20 protein-coding genes are annotated in these 18,331 nt (G+C 45.8%); 3 read left to right on the top strand and 17 right to left on the bottom strand.

The annotated features are described in order from the left end of the window. The first annotated feature begins 145 nt into the window (after positions 1–145). Positions 146–442 carry a 50S ribosomal protein L28 gene (gene rpmB / locus ACFSKO_RS14980; protein ID WP_380253055.1) on the top strand — a complete coding sequence of 99 codons (297 nt, stop codon included), beginning with the start codon at positions 146–148 and terminating at the stop codon, positions 440–442. Here rpmB and ACFSKO_RS14975 read toward each other — a convergent pair. From ACFSKO_RS14975 to ACFSKO_RS14915, 13 genes are all read right to left on the bottom strand, one after another. Next, positions 409–1,548 (bottom strand): esterase-like activity of phytase family protein, encoded by a 1,140-nt coding sequence (locus ACFSKO_RS14975; protein WP_380253052.1) that lies wholly within the window; start codon positions 1,546–1,548, stop codon positions 409–411. The genes rpmB and ACFSKO_RS14975 overlap by 34 nt on opposite strands. Positions 1,549–1,704: 156 nt before the next feature. Continuing rightward, on the bottom strand, positions 1,705–2,496 hold the full coding sequence (locus ACFSKO_RS14970; protein WP_380253050.1) for a heme ABC transporter ATP-binding protein: 792 nt from the start codon (positions 2,494–2,496) through the stop codon (positions 1,705–1,707). Beyond that, positions 2,493–3,578: a FecCD family ABC transporter permease gene (locus tag ACFSKO_RS14965; RefSeq protein ID WP_380253048.1), complete on the bottom strand. Its 1,086-nt coding sequence runs from the start codon at positions 3,576–3,578 to the stop codon at positions 2,493–2,495. Before ACFSKO_RS14965 ends, ACFSKO_RS14970 begins: the two co-directional genes overlap by 4 nt. Before the next feature lie 32 nt (positions 3,579–3,610). Then, on the bottom strand, positions 3,611–4,483 hold the full coding sequence (locus tag ACFSKO_RS14960) for a heme/hemin ABC transporter substrate-binding protein (RefSeq protein ID WP_380253046.1): 873 nt from the start codon (positions 4,481–4,483) through the stop codon (positions 3,611–3,613). A 1-nt stretch (position 4,484) separates the two neighbouring features. Next, positions 4,485–4,913, bottom strand: coding sequence for a biopolymer transporter ExbD (locus ACFSKO_RS14955; RefSeq protein WP_380253044.1), 429 nt, complete (start codon positions 4,911–4,913; stop codon positions 4,485–4,487). Between the two features lie 8 nt (positions 4,914–4,921). Beyond that, positions 4,922–5,524 (bottom strand): MotA/TolQ/ExbB proton channel family protein, encoded by a 603-nt coding sequence (locus ACFSKO_RS14950; protein WP_380253042.1) that lies wholly within the window; start codon positions 5,522–5,524, stop codon positions 4,922–4,924. Next, complete coding sequence (locus tag ACFSKO_RS14945; RefSeq protein WP_380253040.1) at positions 5,521–6,597, bottom strand: hemin-degrading factor; 1,077 nt, start codon at positions 6,595–6,597, stop codon at positions 5,521–5,523. Before ACFSKO_RS14945 ends, ACFSKO_RS14950 begins: the two co-directional genes overlap by 4 nt. 37 nt (positions 6,598–6,634) lie before the next feature. Continuing rightward, positions 6,635–7,570, bottom strand: a complete 936-nt coding sequence (locus tag ACFSKO_RS14940) for an energy transducer TonB (RefSeq protein ID WP_380253038.1) — start codon at positions 7,568–7,570, stop codon at positions 6,635–6,637. 9 nt (positions 7,571–7,579) lie between these two features. Further along, positions 7,580–9,628 carry a TonB-dependent hemoglobin/transferrin/lactoferrin family receptor gene (locus ACFSKO_RS14935; protein ID WP_380253036.1) on the bottom strand — a complete coding sequence of 683 codons (2,049 nt, stop codon included), beginning with the start codon at positions 9,626–9,628 and terminating at the stop codon, positions 7,580–7,582. 138 nt (positions 9,629–9,766) lie between these two features. Further along, complete coding sequence (hemP, locus tag ACFSKO_RS14930) at positions 9,767–9,937, bottom strand: hemin uptake protein HemP (protein WP_380253034.1); 171 nt, start codon at positions 9,935–9,937, stop codon at positions 9,767–9,769. Positions 9,938–10,111: 174 nt separating this feature from the next. Next, positions 10,112–11,950: a cobaltochelatase subunit CobT gene (cobT, locus tag ACFSKO_RS14925; protein ID WP_380253032.1), complete on the bottom strand. Its 1,839-nt coding sequence runs from the start codon at positions 11,948–11,950 to the stop codon at positions 10,112–10,114. Positions 11,951–11,978: 28 nt separating this feature from the next. Beyond that, entirely contained in the window at positions 11,979–12,980 is a 1,002-nt protein-coding gene (gene cobS, locus ACFSKO_RS14920; protein ID WP_380253030.1) for a cobaltochelatase subunit CobS, read from the bottom strand. Between the two features lie 50 nt (positions 12,981–13,030). Continuing rightward, a complete protein-coding gene (locus ACFSKO_RS14915) occupies positions 13,031–13,636 on the bottom strand; it encodes a J domain-containing protein (protein WP_380253028.1) in 606 nt (201 codons plus the stop codon). Between the two features lie 269 nt (positions 13,637–13,905). Here ACFSKO_RS14915 and ACFSKO_RS14910 point away from each other — a divergent pair, with 269 nt between their 5' ends. Both ACFSKO_RS14910 and ACFSKO_RS14905 read left to right on the top strand, forming a co-directional pair. Then, positions 13,906–14,178, top strand: a complete 273-nt coding sequence (locus ACFSKO_RS14910) for a BolA family protein (RefSeq protein ID WP_380253026.1) — start codon at positions 13,906–13,908, stop codon at positions 14,176–14,178. Next, positions 14,175–14,537 carry a ribbon-helix-helix domain-containing protein gene (locus tag ACFSKO_RS14905; RefSeq protein WP_380253024.1) on the top strand — a complete coding sequence of 121 codons (363 nt, stop codon included), beginning with the start codon at positions 14,175–14,177 and terminating at the stop codon, positions 14,535–14,537. The genes ACFSKO_RS14910 and ACFSKO_RS14905 overlap by 4 nt, the downstream gene beginning before the upstream one ends. A 41-nt stretch (positions 14,538–14,578) precedes the next feature. On the opposite strand, the gene ACFSKO_RS14900 is transcribed toward ACFSKO_RS14905, so the two are convergent. The 4 genes from ACFSKO_RS14900 to ACFSKO_RS14885 all read right to left on the bottom strand — a co-directional run bounded on the left by ACFSKO_RS14900 (position 14,579) and on the right by ACFSKO_RS14885 (position 18,273). Further along, positions 14,579–15,175 carry a DUF2889 domain-containing protein gene (locus ACFSKO_RS14900; RefSeq protein WP_380253022.1) on the bottom strand — a complete coding sequence of 199 codons (597 nt, stop codon included), beginning with the start codon at positions 15,173–15,175 and terminating at the stop codon, positions 14,579–14,581. Between the two features lie 42 nt (positions 15,176–15,217). Beyond that, positions 15,218–16,486, bottom strand: a complete 1,269-nt coding sequence (locus ACFSKO_RS14895; protein ID WP_380253020.1) for an HlyC/CorC family transporter — start codon at positions 16,484–16,486, stop codon at positions 15,218–15,220. Positions 16,487–16,520: 34 nt separating this feature from the next. Continuing rightward, positions 16,521–17,657 (bottom strand): 3-dehydroquinate synthase, encoded by a 1,137-nt coding sequence (gene aroB, locus ACFSKO_RS14890; RefSeq protein ID WP_380253018.1) that lies wholly within the window; start codon positions 17,655–17,657, stop codon positions 16,521–16,523. A gap of 64 nt (positions 17,658–17,721) precedes the next feature. Then, positions 17,722–18,273, bottom strand: a complete 552-nt coding sequence (locus ACFSKO_RS14885) for a shikimate kinase (protein ID WP_380253016.1) — start codon at positions 18,271–18,273, stop codon at positions 17,722–17,724. Between the last annotated feature and the right edge of the window lie 58 nt (positions 18,274–18,331).

The following is an 18,331-nucleotide window of genomic DNA, read 5'->3' as shown; positions in this document are numbered from 1 at the left end:
ATTTGAATTTATGCGAATCTTGATGAATCTTTCTGAGAATCGTCCTTTTGCCTTGACCACTAGGCCCCTGTGCCCTAAAACTCGCGCCGAGCCGGAATACTGGCATAAGATTTTTATTATTCATTGAGATTACAGGATTAGAACCATGGCACGCCGTTGTGACTTTACTGGTAAAGAAGTACAGACTGGCAACAATGTGAGCCACGCCAAGAATAGAACTCGGCGTCGGTTCCTGCCAAATCTTCAAAAGGCTTCAATGTTGAGCGATGTTCTTGGTCAAGTTGTTCAGTTTCGACTGACTACGGCAGCCATTCGCACCATTGAAAAGCGTGGTGGTCTTGACGCATTCTTGATGTCAACTCCAGCAACTTCATTGGGCAAAAAAGCTCGTGAAATGAAAAAGCGCGTTCAAAATGCTTTGGTTGCTAAAGCAGCTGAATAAGCCGATCTATTCTTAGAACAGCCCGTTGTGCGTAAGCCGACGGGCTTTCTTTGTTTTAGATAAGTAACTGAAAACTCTTTATCGATCTCGAACATCAGTAATAGAGTATCCTGCGTAAAGCTCAAATTGTCATCAGATAAGAGGTAAATAAATGTCTCTCCATTCGGTCCTAAGCGACTGCTGATGCCCTCCATGTTATCTACGGCGTATTGATCTTCAAAAGTTGCTAAGACGTATCCCTCCATGGTTTTGTCTGGTTGGATTTGTTCTGCTGGAAAAAATCTTAGACTTGCTTTAAACCCTTCCAGTAATGAAAAACTTCTCTCAAGTAAAAGAATATCGCCTTTGGGGGTTACGCTTAATCCTGTCGGGAGAAAGTCGCCGTTTGACTTTAGATATATCGAACTCCAGCTAAATTGATCCCAGATGAAAGCTTGTATCAATTTATCCTGTGCTTCAGGACGTGGATTTTTGGATTGATCTTGAAGGGAGGTAACGTGTTCGGGGATCGCGAGCAAACATCCTCCGGGGAGCCATGTTAAGGCTTCGATACCTTTGTTTTTAGATGTATTTAGGAAGGCATCAGGAAAGGGGATGGGTTCAGCATCTGAAGATAAGGAGTTCGCGTATTTTAAAATCCTGTGGCGACGTTCAAAGCTGACATAAATGGCACCATCATCGGCGATGGCAATTGATTCGCTGTCTCTATCTTTCTTACGGGTAAGTGCTGTTCCGCCTGTACCTTTCAGGGAGGATAGTTGTCCATGAGATAGAGAAAGCAGATCTCCGTCTTGATCATAACCAAGGCGTCCTTTGAACCAGAGCCCTTTATCCGTTATGGCTAAAACATCTTTTCCATCCGGAGATATTTCCAATCCAGATAAACCGCCGAACCGTTGATGGGGGGAGGAAATTTTTAAGCCGCCGCGCCAGATAAGGTTTCCATGTTTCGTTTTTGACTCATTAGTTTTTGAAAACGAAACCGCTTCGATAGTTAAAGGAATTTGGACCGTCTGTAGTACGGAAAAATTACGATCTTGATAGGCGATAAAAATTGTGATCAAGCCAGCTATGAATGCTGTTATGTAGAGGGCTCTAAAAATCATATTTATCCCTGTTAACGTGCTTTAAGTCTTACACTCAAACGTTAAGCATTCTTTATGATCTTCAGATGAATTACCTGTGACTATTATAAGGCAGTCGATGTGTTGGGGAATTGTTTCAGTTCAACAGTGCTCTCGTATAATATTTTTTAAAATTGTCTATAACGATGTTGTGAAAATAGCCAAGGTGCTGTGTGGTTCGTGAATTTTAGTAACTTTGCAGTTAAAAGTCTTGGAAAGAATCTCGGTATCCATAACTACTTTTGTTGGTCCAACGTTGACGAGGGAACCATTTGAAATAATGGCGATATCATCACAATAGAGTGCAGCTTGATTGAGGTCGTGAAGAATTGCCAGTGTTGCAGTGTTGTGTTTGTTACACTGTTGCCGTGCGGCTTTTAATACGGCGTGCTGATGCGCGATATCCAGCCCTGCGGTTGGTTCGTCTAATAAGAGGTACTTGGCTTCTTGGTCCTCAGCCCGCCCCATTGTTTGAGCCAGAGCACGGGCTAATTGAACCCGTTGTTTTTCTCCACCAGAAAGAACGGAGTAGGATCTTTCTGCCAAATGTCGAACATCGGAAAGTGCCATTGCTTTCTCTATGGCCTTTTGGTTTGCAAAAGGGGTACATAGGCTTTCGTATGGCCACCGTCCCATTGCCACTACGGCTCTTGCTGAGAATGGAAATGCCAATTGCGAAGCTTGAGGCATGACGGCACGGCGTTTTGCTAAAGCATCTTCTTTGAATCTTTTGAGTGGAATTTGATCAAGTTCCACTGATCCATGGGTTGGAGACATTTCTCCAGACAGGATCTTTAGAAGGGTTGATTTTCCGGCACCATTTGGTCCCAGAATACCTAGAAACCTACCGGGTTTAAGTTCCAAATTTATATCTTGGAGTAAGAGGCTTTGCCCGATACGAACGCTTATAGAATTGGCTTTTAGGGTCACAGGTGTCGCCTTTTGAATTCACGAAAAAGAAGGACAAAGAAAAAGGGTCCGCCGATAAAGCTGGTAACCAGGCCAATGGGCAGCTCTGCAGGCAAAACTATAATGCGTGCGATGGTGTCGGCGATCAGGATGAGTAAGGCCCCAATTAAGGCGGAGGCGGGAAGAACAAAACGGTTGTCGGCTCCTCCGATTAAGCGGGCCAGATGTGGCGCGATCAGTCCAATAAAGCCGATCATCCCTGCAGCTGCAACGGCGGCGCCAGTGGCACAGGCTGCGGCCAAGGCGGCTTGTCGTTTTATGCTTTCTGTACGAATGCCGAGATGCTTGGCTTCGGTTTCTCCTAGAAGAAAAAGATTCAAAGGGCTAGCAAGGCGTAGTAAAAATATGACTGAGAATATCATGATCGCGATTGAAGGCCAGGCTGCCTTTCCGGCCCCGGATAGGCTTCCCATGCTCCAGAATGTCAAAGATCTTAGTTCTGTGTCGTCGGCAAGATAGGTCAGCAGACCAATAATTGATCCTACAATTGCAGTTACGGCAATGCCCATGAGTAGCATCATTGACACATCGGTTGATCCCCTTCTGCTCGCCAGTTGGTAGATCAAAATTGTGATCGAAAGGCTGCCGATGAAAGCGGCAATTGGTAGGGCAAAGTTTTTTGTAAGATCAAGGAAAGGTGCAAAAAAAGTATCTCCGAGTACAATAATACTGACGACGGCGAGCGCTGCACCGGAAGACACGCCAATAAGTCCCGGATCAGCCAAGGGGTTTCTGAACAGGCTTTGGAGCACACCACCTGAAAGAGCCAGTGACATACCAATGACAAGACCAAGAGCGGTGCGCGGCAGCCTTACCGCTTCAAGGATGAGGATCTCTTGTGGCTCTAAGGTCGATTGATTAAGGCCAAGATAAGAAAAAAAGTGCTCGATACTTGAGGCGATCGAAATTGAGACACCCCCCACCCCAAGGGAAAGAAAAACGGCCCCCAAGAGCGCGACGGCTAAGAGCGGTAATATCCATATCGCAGCACGACCCTCGCGCTTTTTCCGAAATAATCGGGGTATTGAAATAGAGTATGACATGGGGGGTGATTTCTCTTGAGGAGGAATATAGGTTAAAGCGCTGGCTTGAGAAGCTCTGCGGTTAGTTCTTGTATTGCTTTTGGGGTTCGAGGACCAAGTCCGAGGAGAAGTGTACCGTCAATAGTCAAAATTCGGCTCTCCTTCACGGCATTGAGCTGTCCAAGAACAGGATCGGATTGTAGCTGGGATATACCCCCCGCCTGATCCAATGTTCGTTGAGAAAGTAAGACGTAATCGGGAGAGTGAGAAATCATGTACTCGGTTGAAAGGGGTTTGAAGCCCTTTAAATCTGCTGCGGAATTTATTGCACCGGTGTAACGGATGATGGTGTCTATTGCGGTGTCTTTGCCCGCTGTCATCAAGTTACCATGTCCGGTGTTTAACAAAAAGAGTACCGAGGGACGCACGGTTCTCGTTTCTGCCGATTTGAGTTGTTCTTCCAATTGTTCTTTAACTTCAGTACCGAGTTTGGAGTTGGAGCTTGAAGGATTAAAGAGGATCGAAATAAGGTTGATGCCTTGTTCAATTCGCTCTGGGTTTACGAGCTCAGGAATGAGTGTCACCTGTACGCCAGTATTTTTGATGGCTTCTAAAACATGTGTCGGTCCAGATCCTTCTAGGGCGATAATATGATCAGGTCCAAGGCTGAGCAAGCCTTCGACAGAGAGCTGACGCATGTACCCAACCTTGGGGAGGGTAAAGGTTTGTTGCGGAAATTTACTGGTTGTATCCGTCGCTATGACTTTAGCGCCTTCACCCAAAGCAAAGACAATTTCGGTCACGGGGCCGCCGATGGTGATGATTTTTTTGGGAGAAATATCGTCGCCAAAGGATGGAGAACTTATTGAGAAGAGGAGAGTGCAGGCAAAGAACCGCACAATGATTTTGTAAAATAGATTTAGCATCTCAGGGTTCCAGGAGTATTTCTGCGGCTGTACGTCCTTGGGTCTCGAGGAAAGACAGGACTTGAACCAAGTTTTCAATAGAGGCGGATTTATCACCAGCAATAACGACAGATTGATCTGGGGCTTGCTGAAGAGTTGATTGTAAAGCCGGGCGCATGTCTTGCCACTTTAAGAAAGCACGGCCATCCAACTCCCAAACGGACGCGCCATCGTATTCTGGATCTCGGAGTGTGATGGTGATTGCATCGCTGGAGGCTTGCTCCAAAACCGTTTCCTGCGGTTGGGGCAGGTCGACTTCGATGGAGAAGTTTGCACTGTTGGCTGTGAGGATTAAAAACACCAACAAGATAAAAAGCACATCCAGCATTGGCGTTAGGTCTGGCATAATGCTGTCGCCCTCAGAGGTTTGGTCTGTTGATAGCTCTATCATGCTTGTGATTACGCTTTTGGAGTTTTTGTGTTGGATATGGCCAGGGATAAACGGCTCAGAGCTACGCTTAGGCTCTCAATGTGCCGATCTGCTAAAATTCGAAAGCCATGTGCACCCAATAAGGTTGGCAGGGCAATTGAAAGGCCAACAGCAGTGGTGAGCATCGCCTGGGAAATACCTTCAGCCAGCATGGCGGGGTGGATGGGACCGTCTTGGACTGCAATTACCTGAAAGGCATTGATCATACCAAGGACGGTGCCCAAAAGCCCAAGAAGAGGGCTAATCACGGCAATCAACATCATAAAACGTAAGCCGTACTTGAGTTTAGTGGCGTAGGTACGAAGCCAGATTTTTAAAGTTTCATCACGTTGGGCTGCAGGCGCTTCATAGGTGTCCAGTGCCAGTGTGACTGGACGGCTGAGATTACCTTTTCTCTTTGCGATCTTCTCCAGATATCCTTTATCGACACTATGAAATTCTTCTGTTGTTCCGGTGCGGATACGGGCAAAGAACAATGTTCTCTCGATCAAGAGAATAACGGCGATAAAGGAGAAGATAAGCAAGGGCCAGCCCACTGGCCCAAGCTTATGAAACAAGTCGGGAAAAGTCATTCCGCCGCCTCAGAGGTGGATTGATGGCGGTTTAGGTTCTCGAGAAGGTTTGCCCAATCGGGGTTTTCCGGATTTCTTATCTCGCGCTCGCCACAAAGCAGAGCAAAAGAGGTGTTCTCCTTATCGAAGAGCTCCAATGTTGTGATCACACCATCTTTGGTTGGTTTGCGGACCAACCAAGCTTCGGCAATATGATCTTCGCGCAGGTGCAGGTTAAACTTAGGGTCCAAAATGTTAATCCAGGGTCCCATGTCTTTGAGGCTTTCAATAACCCCGGTATGGATTTGGATACAGCCCTTGTTCCCTACAAACACCATGATGGAGATTTTCTCTCTTGCTGAATGCTCAAGCACTTCGCGTAAAGCCGACAGCGACAGCTTCTCAGCGTAATCCGGACCAATAAGTCGAAAAGCCTGATGGCGATCACAGTCATGCTTTTTTAAAAGAGCGTGAAACTGATGAACATCTTTCATCTTTGCCCAGTTATCACGCAGGGAGGCGATATTAATTTCATCGTCCGGTGTTGGCGTGATGGGGGCCTGTTTTTCGACAACAGTGATATCTGGTGTGATGTCATCGGATTTGTACTTGGCGACCAACTCATCATAGGCGGTGGCGTCAGAATTTTCAGTCAGGAAAATTTTGTGGATGGCTGTGCCTTCATCGTCAAAAAATTGAAGACTCTGGCGGATACCCTTTGTGGTTTCAGTTTTCACAGCGAAGCCATAAACCCATCTGTTTAAAAACAGGCGTAGATCAATATCTCTGTTTAGAACAAGCCCCATGGGGCCTCTTACGCTGATATTACCGAATATTCCGACCTTTTCGTGCACAACATGATCATTTCTTGTGAGGATCTTCACTTCACCCAATTGATCCAGTTCAGCAATTATGGACCCCCAACTGTTTTTAAGATGGGTCACATTTTCTCCACACCCAGCACCGACAAGTTCGGCTTCGCTCGTTCCAAGGTTGATTGCTAAATCACGAGCGTATTGCCGTTCTTTCCCGGAACTCAGGGCCTGCCAGGCATCTTTTAAATTACTGTAATTTGAGTTTTGTTGATTCTGCATTTGAAGTTTCCTGAAACAAAAGTCGATGATATGGCTGCTAACGGATGGCAAAATTTATTGGAAATTCTACCCAAGAAGCGGTTTTTATTCCGGCTTGTTTAGCGGGAGTGAATTGCCACGCCCACATGGCTTTCTCGGCTGCTTTGTCGAGTAATTTATGACCCGAGGATTGCCAGATAACGATGTCCTCAACCAAGCCTTGTTCATCCACGCGTGCTCTTAAAATGACTTGTCCTTGAAGCCGTTTATTCTTCGCTCTTTTTGGATATCTCGGTGGTGCTGGTGGTTTTGAAAAAGCAGGTTCGGTGATGAGAGGAAGATCTTTAAACGTTGGCGATTCCAAAGCAGAATGATCAGAGGTGGTTTTTGTGATGTTATTGGTACTGGATGTCGGTTGTGATTTTGCACTGTCTGATATGGGTGACAGTGATTTTTCAACGGACATGTTTGTTAGAGCAGGAGGGTTTGATATCTCTCTTACCTGAGGGGCTGCGACTTTGACGGTGGGTAATGAATGCTTGGGGTCAGTTTTTTTTTGCTTTGCTGGCTGCAGCGGCTCTTTTTTCCGCAAGGAAGCTTTTGCGTTCTGTTTGAAAACGGAAGCGCGAGGCTTTCTTTTGGGCCTTACTTTAATGAGTTCCTTTTTAGGCACTAAGGCCTCTACTGGACTCTGCACCACATTTTCTGTGATAGGTTTTGTAGGTCTTGGCTGCGGCGACATAGTAGCTTGAATTGGAGTAGGTTGTTTCGTTTCAATCTGTTCCGGCGCAGAAGCAACTGGCTGAGGACGGTTTACTTCTGACACAGGATGAGTTTTTATTCTCGTAGCTAAGGCAACAGTAAGTCTTTGAGGAGAAGGGGTGTTCGCAAAAACAGGGGGCAGGATCTGGTCAGCCCAAAACCAGCATACTGTGTGCAATGTTATTGCTATCAGTAAGCTACTTGACCACCTAATCGCTGTTGTCCCCTGCATGTCTTCGCCCTAAAATTTCAAACTGGCGGTAACTTTGAAGTTACGTCCGGGTTCATCCAGAACTGCAGCACCGCGACGGTAATTGGTATCTAATATATTATCGATCCCGGCATTGAGTTTGAGACCTGGTACATAATCATTGGCATCCCATGATCCAAAAACATCAAAGGTCGCATAGCCATCGATTTCATCTTCGCCATCTGGAACTCGGTTCTGACCGCGAACAAATATACTTCTGCCGCCAACATCCAATCCTATATCAGTGAAATGGTAACCAAGAGAAAGCGATGCTTTATCACCTGCGATGCCGGAAAGTGGCTCGTTGGTATCTGTATTTTTCCCGCGGATACGTGCTGCTGTTACAGATCCAAAAATGGTCTTGGTATCGTAGTGAACTTCTGCTTCAAAACCTTGAATACGGGCTTTTGTGACATTGCTGCTTGTTGTTGTTCCTGCATTAACATCAACATCAAGACCAATGAAGTCGTCGACGTTGTTGCGGAAGTATGAGACTTTAGCGCGCAGAGCGTCATCTTCAGAAAAAAGTCCATCGTGTTTGAAATTGGTGCCGAATTCCCAGGTTTTAGCTGTTTCGGGTTTCAGGTTTGGATTGGCGATAAAAAAGTTGTTTGGGATTGGGCCGCCTCCAGGAAAATGAAGGCCTGTTGCGTAACTTTCAGATAGAGATGGAGCTCTGAATGCCTCTGCGTAGCTAACATAAGGCTGTAAAAATGGTAGAACGCGATAACTTGCTGCAAAACGTGGCGATGTAGAGGTTTCCTCTAAATCATTTTGTCCATCGGCTTCCAAAGAATATGAATCATAACGAAGGCCAGCAGTAAGCTCGAGGTCATTAAATAAGGTGAGAGTATTGTCGATATAAATACCATAAATGTTTCTTTCCGCATCGGGGTAACCACCAATGGTAACTCCATCGCGTTCGCCTTCTTGAGTGTCCCGGAAAATTTCTCCCCCCAAGGTCAAGGCTAATTTAGCATTGTCGTGAAACTCAAAACGAGAAGTGTTAAATGCTTCAAGTCCAAGAGTTTCAAGGGTGCGTTCGTCGTGACGCCCATCTGAAATTCTAACTTCGTCTATGTCCGTGAGGTCGTAATAGGTTTTTATGGACGAATCAAACCATGTGTTTTCTGGGTTCTCATATGTGTAATCGAGAACGATGCTGTTTTCTTTGCTTTCACGCTCGACAATAGAACTCGTACTCAGGCCATCGGGCGTGGCAGGAAGATTATGATCGTCATTATAAACGCGATACGATAAATTCAATCTGTGAAAATCAGCGATATCAATACCGCCTTTGATCAAACCTGATACAAGATTGTCATCTGTATAAGCTCTTTTCTTTCCATCGCCGGCGTCATAATCATCAGTTTTGCGCCGGGTAATGCTGGCCATAAGATCGATGTTCTCAAGAGGGCGCGCATAACCTGTCAGGTTACCGTGAACGCCATTATCAACGGAACTAAAACCGGTTGAAATTTGAGCGCCGTATTTTTCACCTTCCTGAAGAAAGTCATCAGCACTTTTGGTTTCAAAAGCAACGACACCGCCGAGAGCACCAGTTCCATGAATAGTAGAAGAGGGACCCCTGAGAACTTCAACTTGTTTGAGGATTGCAGGATCAATGAAAAGACCACCTTTATGCCCAACATTAAAATTGTGACGTGCGCCATCAATACGCGTGACAACACGCTGACCGCCCAAACCCCGAATTGAAGGGGTCATAACTGTGTTACGAGTGCCGCCTTCTAGTTCTACACCCGGTAGATCCTTGAGGAGATCATGTACGGTTTTGGCTTGGCGCCGCTCAATCTCTTCTTCGGTTACGATTGAGATTGAAGCAGGGGCATCAATTGCAAGTTTTTCATCATGGGATGCTGTGACTGAAATGGTATCGAAGCGAAAGACAGGCGCCTTGGGATCTGTATTTTCCGCACTAATATTAGCTGGAGGCGTGGCTTCTTGCGCCTGTAGAGGGGTCGTGGTTAGGAAGGCTGCGACCCCCGTTGCGAGGAAGCTTTTGAATGTACTGTATTGCATGGATCATGCACCTTGTCTTTGAACCGAACCTGTGAATGTTGATGTAACATTGCTGGCTGGCTGGCTGAGTGCCTTAAGGCAAGGTGGCGAGCTGGCTGGCTTCCTGCCCCCCAACTAAAGAAAGGGAGGGAAGGAGACTTACTTTGTTAAAATAAGCTTTTCGTTTGATGTAATGCGTAACCGGTAATCATTACCCTGATATTCAATCACAATTTCTCGAGCGCTCTGCATAAGGGCTTGTGCAGAAATACGTGGAATCTGAGATTGCGTGTCCTGACTTGTGGAGTCAGGATGAATATTGGAGGACATAATTATTTGCCGATACTGAAAATCATTCGCAACGAATAATCTGATAATTGATTAATGTCAATAGTTATGCGAACGATTCTCAACAATAAATAAGTGCAAAAAGCTTAGATCCCGGGATTTAAGGCTAAATTCAACATGGAAGAGACATATTTGTGTGAGGATAGAGCCGCGTAATTAACGGCCCATTATATCCTTCTTACGTGGCGTTTCAGCAAAAAGCTCTGCGAGTTTTTCCATCATAATTCCACCAAGTTGTTCGGCATCACTGATAGTGACCGCGCGTTTATAGTAGCGGGTAACATCGTGACCAATACCAATGGCAAGTAGTTCAACTGGGGACCGTTTTTCTATGTGTTCAATTGCGTCGCGAAGGTGGTCTTCTAGATAACTACCACTATTTACAGATAGTGTTGAATCATCGACAGGGGCCCCATCTGAAATCACCATCAATATCCGGCGGTGCTCAGTTCTGGCCATCAAGCGATTGTGAGCCCATAACAAGGCTTCTCCGTCGATATTTTCTTTCAAGATTCCTTCGCGCAGCATCAAACCTAGATTTTTTCTGGCCCGACGCATGGGAGCGTCGGCCTTTTTGTAGATAATGTGGCGTAAGTCATTCAGGCGACCAGGATTGGCTGGCTTATTTTGTTCGATCCATTTCTCACGGGATTGGCCGCCTTTCCACATTTTTGTCGTAAAGCCAAGTATTTCAACCTTAACCCCACAACGCTCTAACGTTCTTGCAAGGATGTCCGCACTCATAGCGGCAATGGTGATAGGGCGACCGCGCATGGAACCCGAATTATCAATAAGTAAAGACACTACAGTGTCCTTAAAGTCGGTATCGCTTTCTTGCTTAAAGCTCAGAGAATGCAGAGGGTTGGTGACTACACGGGTAAGGCGCGCGGTATCAAGCAGGCCTTCTTCCAGGTTGAACTCCCAGTTTCTGGTCTGTTGGGCCATCAGGCGGCGCTGTAGTCGGTTGGCAAGTTTTGAAATGACACCTTGCATGTGAGAAAGTTGTTTATCGAGAAGTTCTCGCAGGCGTGATAACTCTTCATCCTCACAAAGGTCTTGGGCTTCTATGGTTTCATCGAAGTGGTTCGTAAATGTTTTGTAGCCGTGGATTGCATTGAAATTATGATTTGGATCAAATTCGGGAGATTGGTCGGGAGATCCTGCTGAATCCTGTCCTTGGCCCTCCATCTGTTGACCTTCACTGTCTCCACCGTCATCGGGAGCACCTTCTGCTTCTCCTTGGTCACTGCTTTCAGCTTCCATAGGGGCAGACTTTTCCGACGTTTGCTGTTGATCCTGATCATCAGCATTATCGTCTTGCTGATCCTGATCGTCTTGCTCTTCTGTTTCCGCCTCTTCACTATCTTCAAGTTCAAAATCGAGTTGACCAAGAAGATCCTGTAAGGTTTTCGCAAATTCAGTTTGATCGGCAATATGATCACCGAGAGAATTCAGTGTATCAAAAATTTCAGAGCTAAGATTTGGACGCCATATTTGTGCAATTTGAGAAGCCGTTTTCTCTGCGGCCCGGCCGGTCAAGGCTTCTCTTGCAAGAACAGCCATGGCCTCGCTTAAGGGGATGTCTTCTGACGTAACTGCGTTGTTGTAGCCAAGTTGCGAAAGATTTTCCTCGTGCAGAGCTTCAAGATTTTGGGCAACGCCTTCCATTCTGCGCATGCCCAGAGCTTCGCAACGGGCTTGTTCAACAGAATCAAAAATGGCCGCTGCTTGGATGTCTAACGGTTTTAATTTTTGATGTGACTTGGCATCATGATAACGCAGGCGTAAGGCCGTAGAATCAGCTTGCCCACGGATGCGTTGAACATCCTGGGCGGGGAGATCCTTTGCTGGCGTGGGCAGTCGTAGCTCTTCTCCGTGTAAACCTCGGCCATTGGCGGAGAAGACAACGTTTAGCTCGCTGTCTTTTGCCATTGCCCGAGCCGTTGAAGAAGTAGCTCGTTTGAACTGCTCTAGAGGTGTTTCAGCCTTACTCATACGTGTTACTTACCGTCTTCTTACTTAATCAAGCCTGGATTGTTGGCTTTGCCGCACCGTCCGCCAATTCACGCCCAAAACAACGTTGGAAATATTCGGCAACAAGAGGGCGTTCCATTTCATCACATTTATTGAGGAATGTAAGACGGAAAGCAAAATCAATGTTCTCAAATATTTTGGCATTTTCAGCCCAGGAGAGAACCGTACGTGGGCTCATCAAGGTAGAAATATCACCGTTGATAAATCCACTACGGGTAAGATCTGCAAGAGAAACCATGTTGGCGATCAGCTCGCGGTCTTTTTCGCTATCATATTCAGGGTGTTTCGCCAGAACGATGTTCATTTCATCCTGATGAGGCAGATAGTTTAAGGTTGCTACAATGTTCCAACGGTCCATCTGACCCTGGTTCAACTGTTGTGTTCCGTGATACAGGCCTGTGGTATCGCCCAAGCCAACGGTGTTCGCCGTAGAGAACAATCTGAAAGAGGCATGGGGTGTAATCACCCTGTTTTGATCGAGCAGGGTAAGGCGGCCTTCTACCTCAAGAATGCGTTGAATTACGAACATTACGTCAGGGCGGCCGGCATCGTATTCGTCAAATACGAGCGCTACGGGACGTTGTAGAGCCCATGGCATTAGGCCTTCTCTAAATTCGGTGACCTGCTTACCTTCTTTGAGGACAATGGCGTCTTTACCTACCAAATCAATACGGCTGATGTGACTATCGAGATTGACACGGATGCAAGCCCAGTTTAGTCGGGCAGCGACTTGTTCGATATGCGTGGATTTTCCCGTGCCATGATAACCTTGAATCATTACGCGTCGATTGAAGGCAAATCCAGCAAGAAGAGCCAATGTTGTATCGAGATCAAATTGATAAGTTGGATCGATATCCGGTACATACTCGTTCCGTGTGCTGAATGCAGGAACCTGCATATCGCTATCAATACCAAAAACTTCTCGTGCTGAAACCGTTGTGTCAGGGCCACTCATGATCATTTCACTGTGGCTTATTACTTTAGAGGACATCGTTGCATCCGTACTGCTGATAGGGAGTAGTTAATTTCTTGGAGGTTACACTAGGGCGTCAATCCCGTTTCTTGAAGCGTTTCTTTTACAAAAATGCTTTTTTTAAGAAGACTGTAGGCCAAGTTGACCTTTTTTAACTGATCTTCAGCACTTTTCAAGCCGCCGTTGGTGTCAGGGTGGAGTTCTTTCACCAGCTTTAAATAACTCTTTTTGATATCTTTCCACGATTCCAAAGACTGGAGTCCCAAATCATGTATCGCCTGCCGCTCTGGTTCAGGAATGTATTTTTGTGCTTTTTTTGCCTGAGTTTCATCGGTGCCTGCAAAAGATCGCCATGCCTTTCCGAGTTCATCCATTCGATAGGCGTAGCTGCTTGGCTTTGAACCATTGAGAGGCCATGTGGGTTTGCCCCATACGGCATCATTACGGCGGAGGTTATCAACTTCCTCAATACCCATGTCCTTACAATAATTCCATGTAGCATTGTATTCTCTTACGTGCTTTAGGCAGAACCAATAGTAGTTGTTGAGCTTTGTTCGGGACTTAGGGGCTCTAAATTCTCCAGATTCCGGGCACCCTTTTACATCGCAGCAATTTTGCTTTTCTGTGTGGTCCCAAGGTGTCTCTAGGTGCGGGGCATGCTGCTTCTTATTCATTCTCCAATTATGGGGTGGATTGTAACGGGTTACAAGAGATGGATGCTCTATACGATAAAGGTTTTGCAGATGATGATGTGGGTAAATGTTTGATGGTTTTGAGCTGTAAGTTAAAAACGACACAGGCTGCAGACGGGGGTGTGAAATAATCGTGAAAAAAGTACAGAAGTGTAAGTTTTCGCAAATTATCTTGGAAAGGCAGTTCTTTAACCGCTATTGTAGTGTGAATTGGGTATAATTATTAAAAAAGTATAGGTCGCCTCATGGGAATGATGGAAACGATAGATGATAAACTTCGTGCAGGTTTATCACCCAAAAATTTAGTAGTTGTTGACGATTCCCATCAGCACGTGGGGCATGCAGGGCACCGAGAGGGCGGCGAAAGTCATTTTTCTGTTATTGTTGTTTCTGAAAAATTTGCGGGGATTACCCGTGTGAACCGGCAACGAATGGTTCATGAGTTGCTAAAGGATGAGCTTGTTTCGACCATCCATGCGCTCCAAATTAAAGCCAATACACCTGACGAGGTCGCTTCTGAATGACGGAAGAAAGTGATGAAGTGTCATTTCTCTCTCAAAGTCGGAAAGATCTTCATCGTGAGATGAAACAGCTTGATGGCAAGAATGGACTTGTCCTTAAGAATGTTATTATTTCTGGTCACAGAACGTCACTTCGGCTTGAGCCGATGATGTGGAAAGGGCTAGGTGAAATCTGTGAAAGAGAGGATCTGGCATTGAACGAAGTCTGTACTCTGATTGAGAATAGACGGGTTCAATCGAGCTTAACCGCAGCCATTCGTGTTTTTACACTGTCTTATTTTAGAACTGCTGCTCAGGAGAATTGGGGTTGGCAACCTTATTCTTTTGAGCAATTTGTAAGCCCTTCCAAGAAAAAAAATTAAACTAAAACGACCATATAATATTTGTTTTCAGTTTGACTTTGTTATTTGTCCAGGGGATTCCCAGTGTAAAATTCGGGCCATTCAGACTTCACGATGTTGCCCTTGGAGCTATAAGCGTGGCAGGTATCTATGATGCCGGGTCGCTTTTTCTCTATCGTATTTTGTTGGTCTGGCGTGAGGCTCTTTTCGGCTTGTTGTTTTTGACGTTTGATCATCGCGGGGTATAGGGTTTGAAAAGTGACTGTTGCCATTGAGCCAAGCATTTCAATCAGGTGTGTGCAGCCTTCGGTGCCCCCGACTGCGCGACGAATAGCGGCACGCCAGCCCGGGCCAACCTTCAAGCCGATTATCTTCTTAAAGTTTGGCGTTATTGCTGGGCATATGGCATAGGGGCTTTCATCAATACATGCCTCTATGTCCCGAACAATAAAATCCAGATCTACGGTGAGGCGAATGTGCATATCATGCAGAGCTTCCCCGGCTTTGATCTGCCCGCGAAATTGATTGGGAAAAGGGTGGGATTTCACATCTGTGATTCTGCCCTCAATGTCCCACAAATCGTCGGATCTCTCGTACCCCTGAAAGTCATAGAGACGCTGATGTAGATGTTTACGATTTTCTGATGGGGACAGGGGCATGATTAATCTCTTAGATCCTTCAGATAAAGTTTGCTCTCTTCTTTAATCCGCTAGATTGGACACACGAATGGATGTGATCTGGTGTCTTTTGCGCTCCAGTATTTCAAAGCGCATATTGTGGAAAACAAAAGCCTGTCCTATTTGAGGTATCTGACGGGCCTCAAAGAGAATAAGACCTGCAAGTGTTGCCGCCTTATCGTCAGGTAATCTCCATTCAAATTGTCGATTTAAATCTCGAATGGTAACGGTTCCATTAACCACAAATTCATTGTCATTAGTGGCTTGCACGCCTTCGATATCGACATCGTGCTCATCGGAAATATCACCTACAATTTCTTCGAGAATATCTTCCAAAGTGACGATGCCTTGTACTTCGCCATATTCATCAACGACAATAGCAAAGTGCGCATGGCGATCACGAAAGGCATGAAGCTGGGAAAGCAGGCTGGTCGATTCTGGGATAAACCATGGTTCATTGGCAATGGACAGAAGTGTTTCCCGGTCAAGTTCACCATCTTGAGAGCGAATTGCCCGTAAGAGTGCCTTGGCGTGTAAGACACCAACGATGTTGTCGGGCTTTCCTTGCCATAGTGGAATACGTGTGTTCGGGCTCGAAAGAACATCATTGATGATCTCGGCTGGGTCTTGATCTATGTCACTGGAATCAATGTCTTGCCTATGGGTCATTATTTCATCGACTTCAACATCGTCAAGGTCAAGGATGGATCTGAGCATGGCACGTTCATGCTTCACTTCTTCGCCTTCTCCTTCATGGAGGTCGATCGCTCCACGGAGTTCCTCTTCTGCAAACACGCTAATGTCAGAGGCATCGTCTTTGGATGTAAAGGGAGTAAGTAAAAGCTGGACAATGGTTTCCACAGCAAGAGCTATCGGTCCCAAGATGAAAACGATAGGTCGCAACAAAGGAGCAGAGGCTAAGGCCGCTTTGTCAGAGTTCCGTAGCGCATATGTTTTGGGTAAGACTTCTGCAAAAATCAAAACAAGAGCTGTCATGATTAATGTTGCATAGATCACACCTGTTTCACCAAACAGATTTATGAACATCGATGTGGCGAGCGCTGACGCCAGAATGTTCACCAGATTATTGCCGAGCAAAATTGAGCCAATAAGCCGTTCTTTTGCAATCCAGAGCTTGTTTACAATTTGCGCTTTGGTATCACCGCTCTGTTCCAGTGTATGCATACGGGGCTTCGAAGATGCTGTCATCGAAGTTTCTGCACCTGAGAAAAAGGCAGATATTATCAATAGAACCACAATGGCACTGATTGAGAGAATTAACTCTGTTTCCATGGCCCTTTCGGGGGTTGTGGGTAAGGCATTGACGTTACTTGGTTACTGTACGTTCAAGAAACTCAGAAACCGTTGTAATATCTACTGCGTTATCCAGATAAGCTTGACCAATTCCTTTTGTCATTACAAAGGTCAAACGTCCATCACTCACTTTTTTATCTCTGCTCATGTGATCCATTAACCGGGAAACTTCAAGCTTTTTCCCGCCGAGGGCGTTGGAAGAGACAAAAGAAGTTTCAATTGGAAGGCCGATTTTCTGGAAATGAGCTCGTACGATCTGTGCATCCTTAACATGACAAAGCCCAAGCTCTGCTGAGAGGTCATGAGCCATAACCATACCTATCGAGATTGCTTCGCCATGCAGGAGGGAGCCATTATATCTGGCTTCTGCTTCCAGTGCGTGACCAAAGGTGTGACCAAGATTGAGTAGGCCACGTGCGCCTGATTCTCTTTCATCTAGGGCCACGATGTCGGCTTTTGCCTTACAGCTGGTTAGAACTGCTTGGGTTTGAATTTGGTGACTACCCCCGACGACTTGTGCACCGTTATCTTCTAGCCAGGCAAAGAAATTAGGATTATTAATCAATCCATATTTCACAACTTCCGCATAACCCGCGAGAAGTTCACGGTGAGGCAGGGTTTGAAGCAGGCCTATATCGGCGAGAACTATCTGGGGTTGATGAAAGCTCCCCACCAGATTTTTTCCACGTGAAGTATTGATACCTGTTTTCCCGCCAACTGAGCTATCTACTTGAGAGAGAAGTGTTGTTGGGATTTGAATGAAATCGATCCCTCGCATCACGGTAGCGGCTGCAAAACCTGCAAGATCACCAATTACCCCGCCCCCAAAAGCGATAAGGGTCGACTTGCGGTCAATTTTGTTCTCCAGCAGGAAATCAATTACTTTTTCAAGTTGGCCAAAGCTCTTGGTCTGTTCTCCGTATGGGAGTATCAAAGATTTGCTTGTGATGCCTTCAAAGGAGAGAGCGTCTTCTAACGTTGCCAAGTGGTGTTTCGCAACATTTTCATCTGTGATGATAAACGTTCGTTGTTGTTTCAAAAAAGGTTGAACAAGTTTGCCCGCATTTGTGACCAGATTTTCACCGACGAGAATGTCATAGCTGCGATCGCCAAGATCGACAGTTAAACGTTTGAAAATCTCTTTACTCATATATCGTTTCTTCTTTGTCAGCAGGTTGTTCATGTGAGGAGTTAAATGGCAAGAGAGGTGTAAACTAATCAGTCATTTTTTTACAGTAGGCAAATAGGCCTTCAAGAGCATTTTTCGTTGTTATGTCTGCAGAGCCTTCTGCGGAATCTGTGGTGATATCTGCTTGGGCATAAATCGGATGACGTTGGTTGATTAAACCTGAGAGTATTTCCCGATGGTTGCCGTTCCGAAGAAGTGGGCGATGATTCCGGCGTGAAGTTCTTTCAACCAAGATGTCGAGATCAGCTCTGAGCCAGAGAGAAATACCTTTTTCCAAAATTGTTTTTCTGGTGCCTTCATCCATAAAGGCGCCGCCCCCTGTTGATAAAATTTGCACAGGGGCTTCCAATAAACGTTGGATCACCATTCTTTCTCTGTCACGGAAATAGGTTTCGCCGTGCTCTTCGAATATCTCAGAGATGGAACAACCGGCTGCTTTTTCAATTTCAACATCAGCATCGACAAAGGGCAAGTCTAGCTCTTGGGCCATCTTTTTGCCGATGCACGTTTTTCCTGCACCCATTAAACCAACGAGAACAACAGTTTTGGGGATGGAATAATTCCCGTTTATGGACATAGTACCTTTTACCGAATCACGTTACGTATCTTGGTCTAGCCTATAGAATTGATAACCG

Source organism: Kiloniella antarctica (assembly GCF_042682825.1).
Lineage (GTDB): Bacteria > Pseudomonadota > Alphaproteobacteria > Kiloniellales > Kiloniellaceae > Kiloniella > Kiloniella antarctica.
This window is presented reverse-complemented; position numbering and strand designations above follow the sequence as displayed.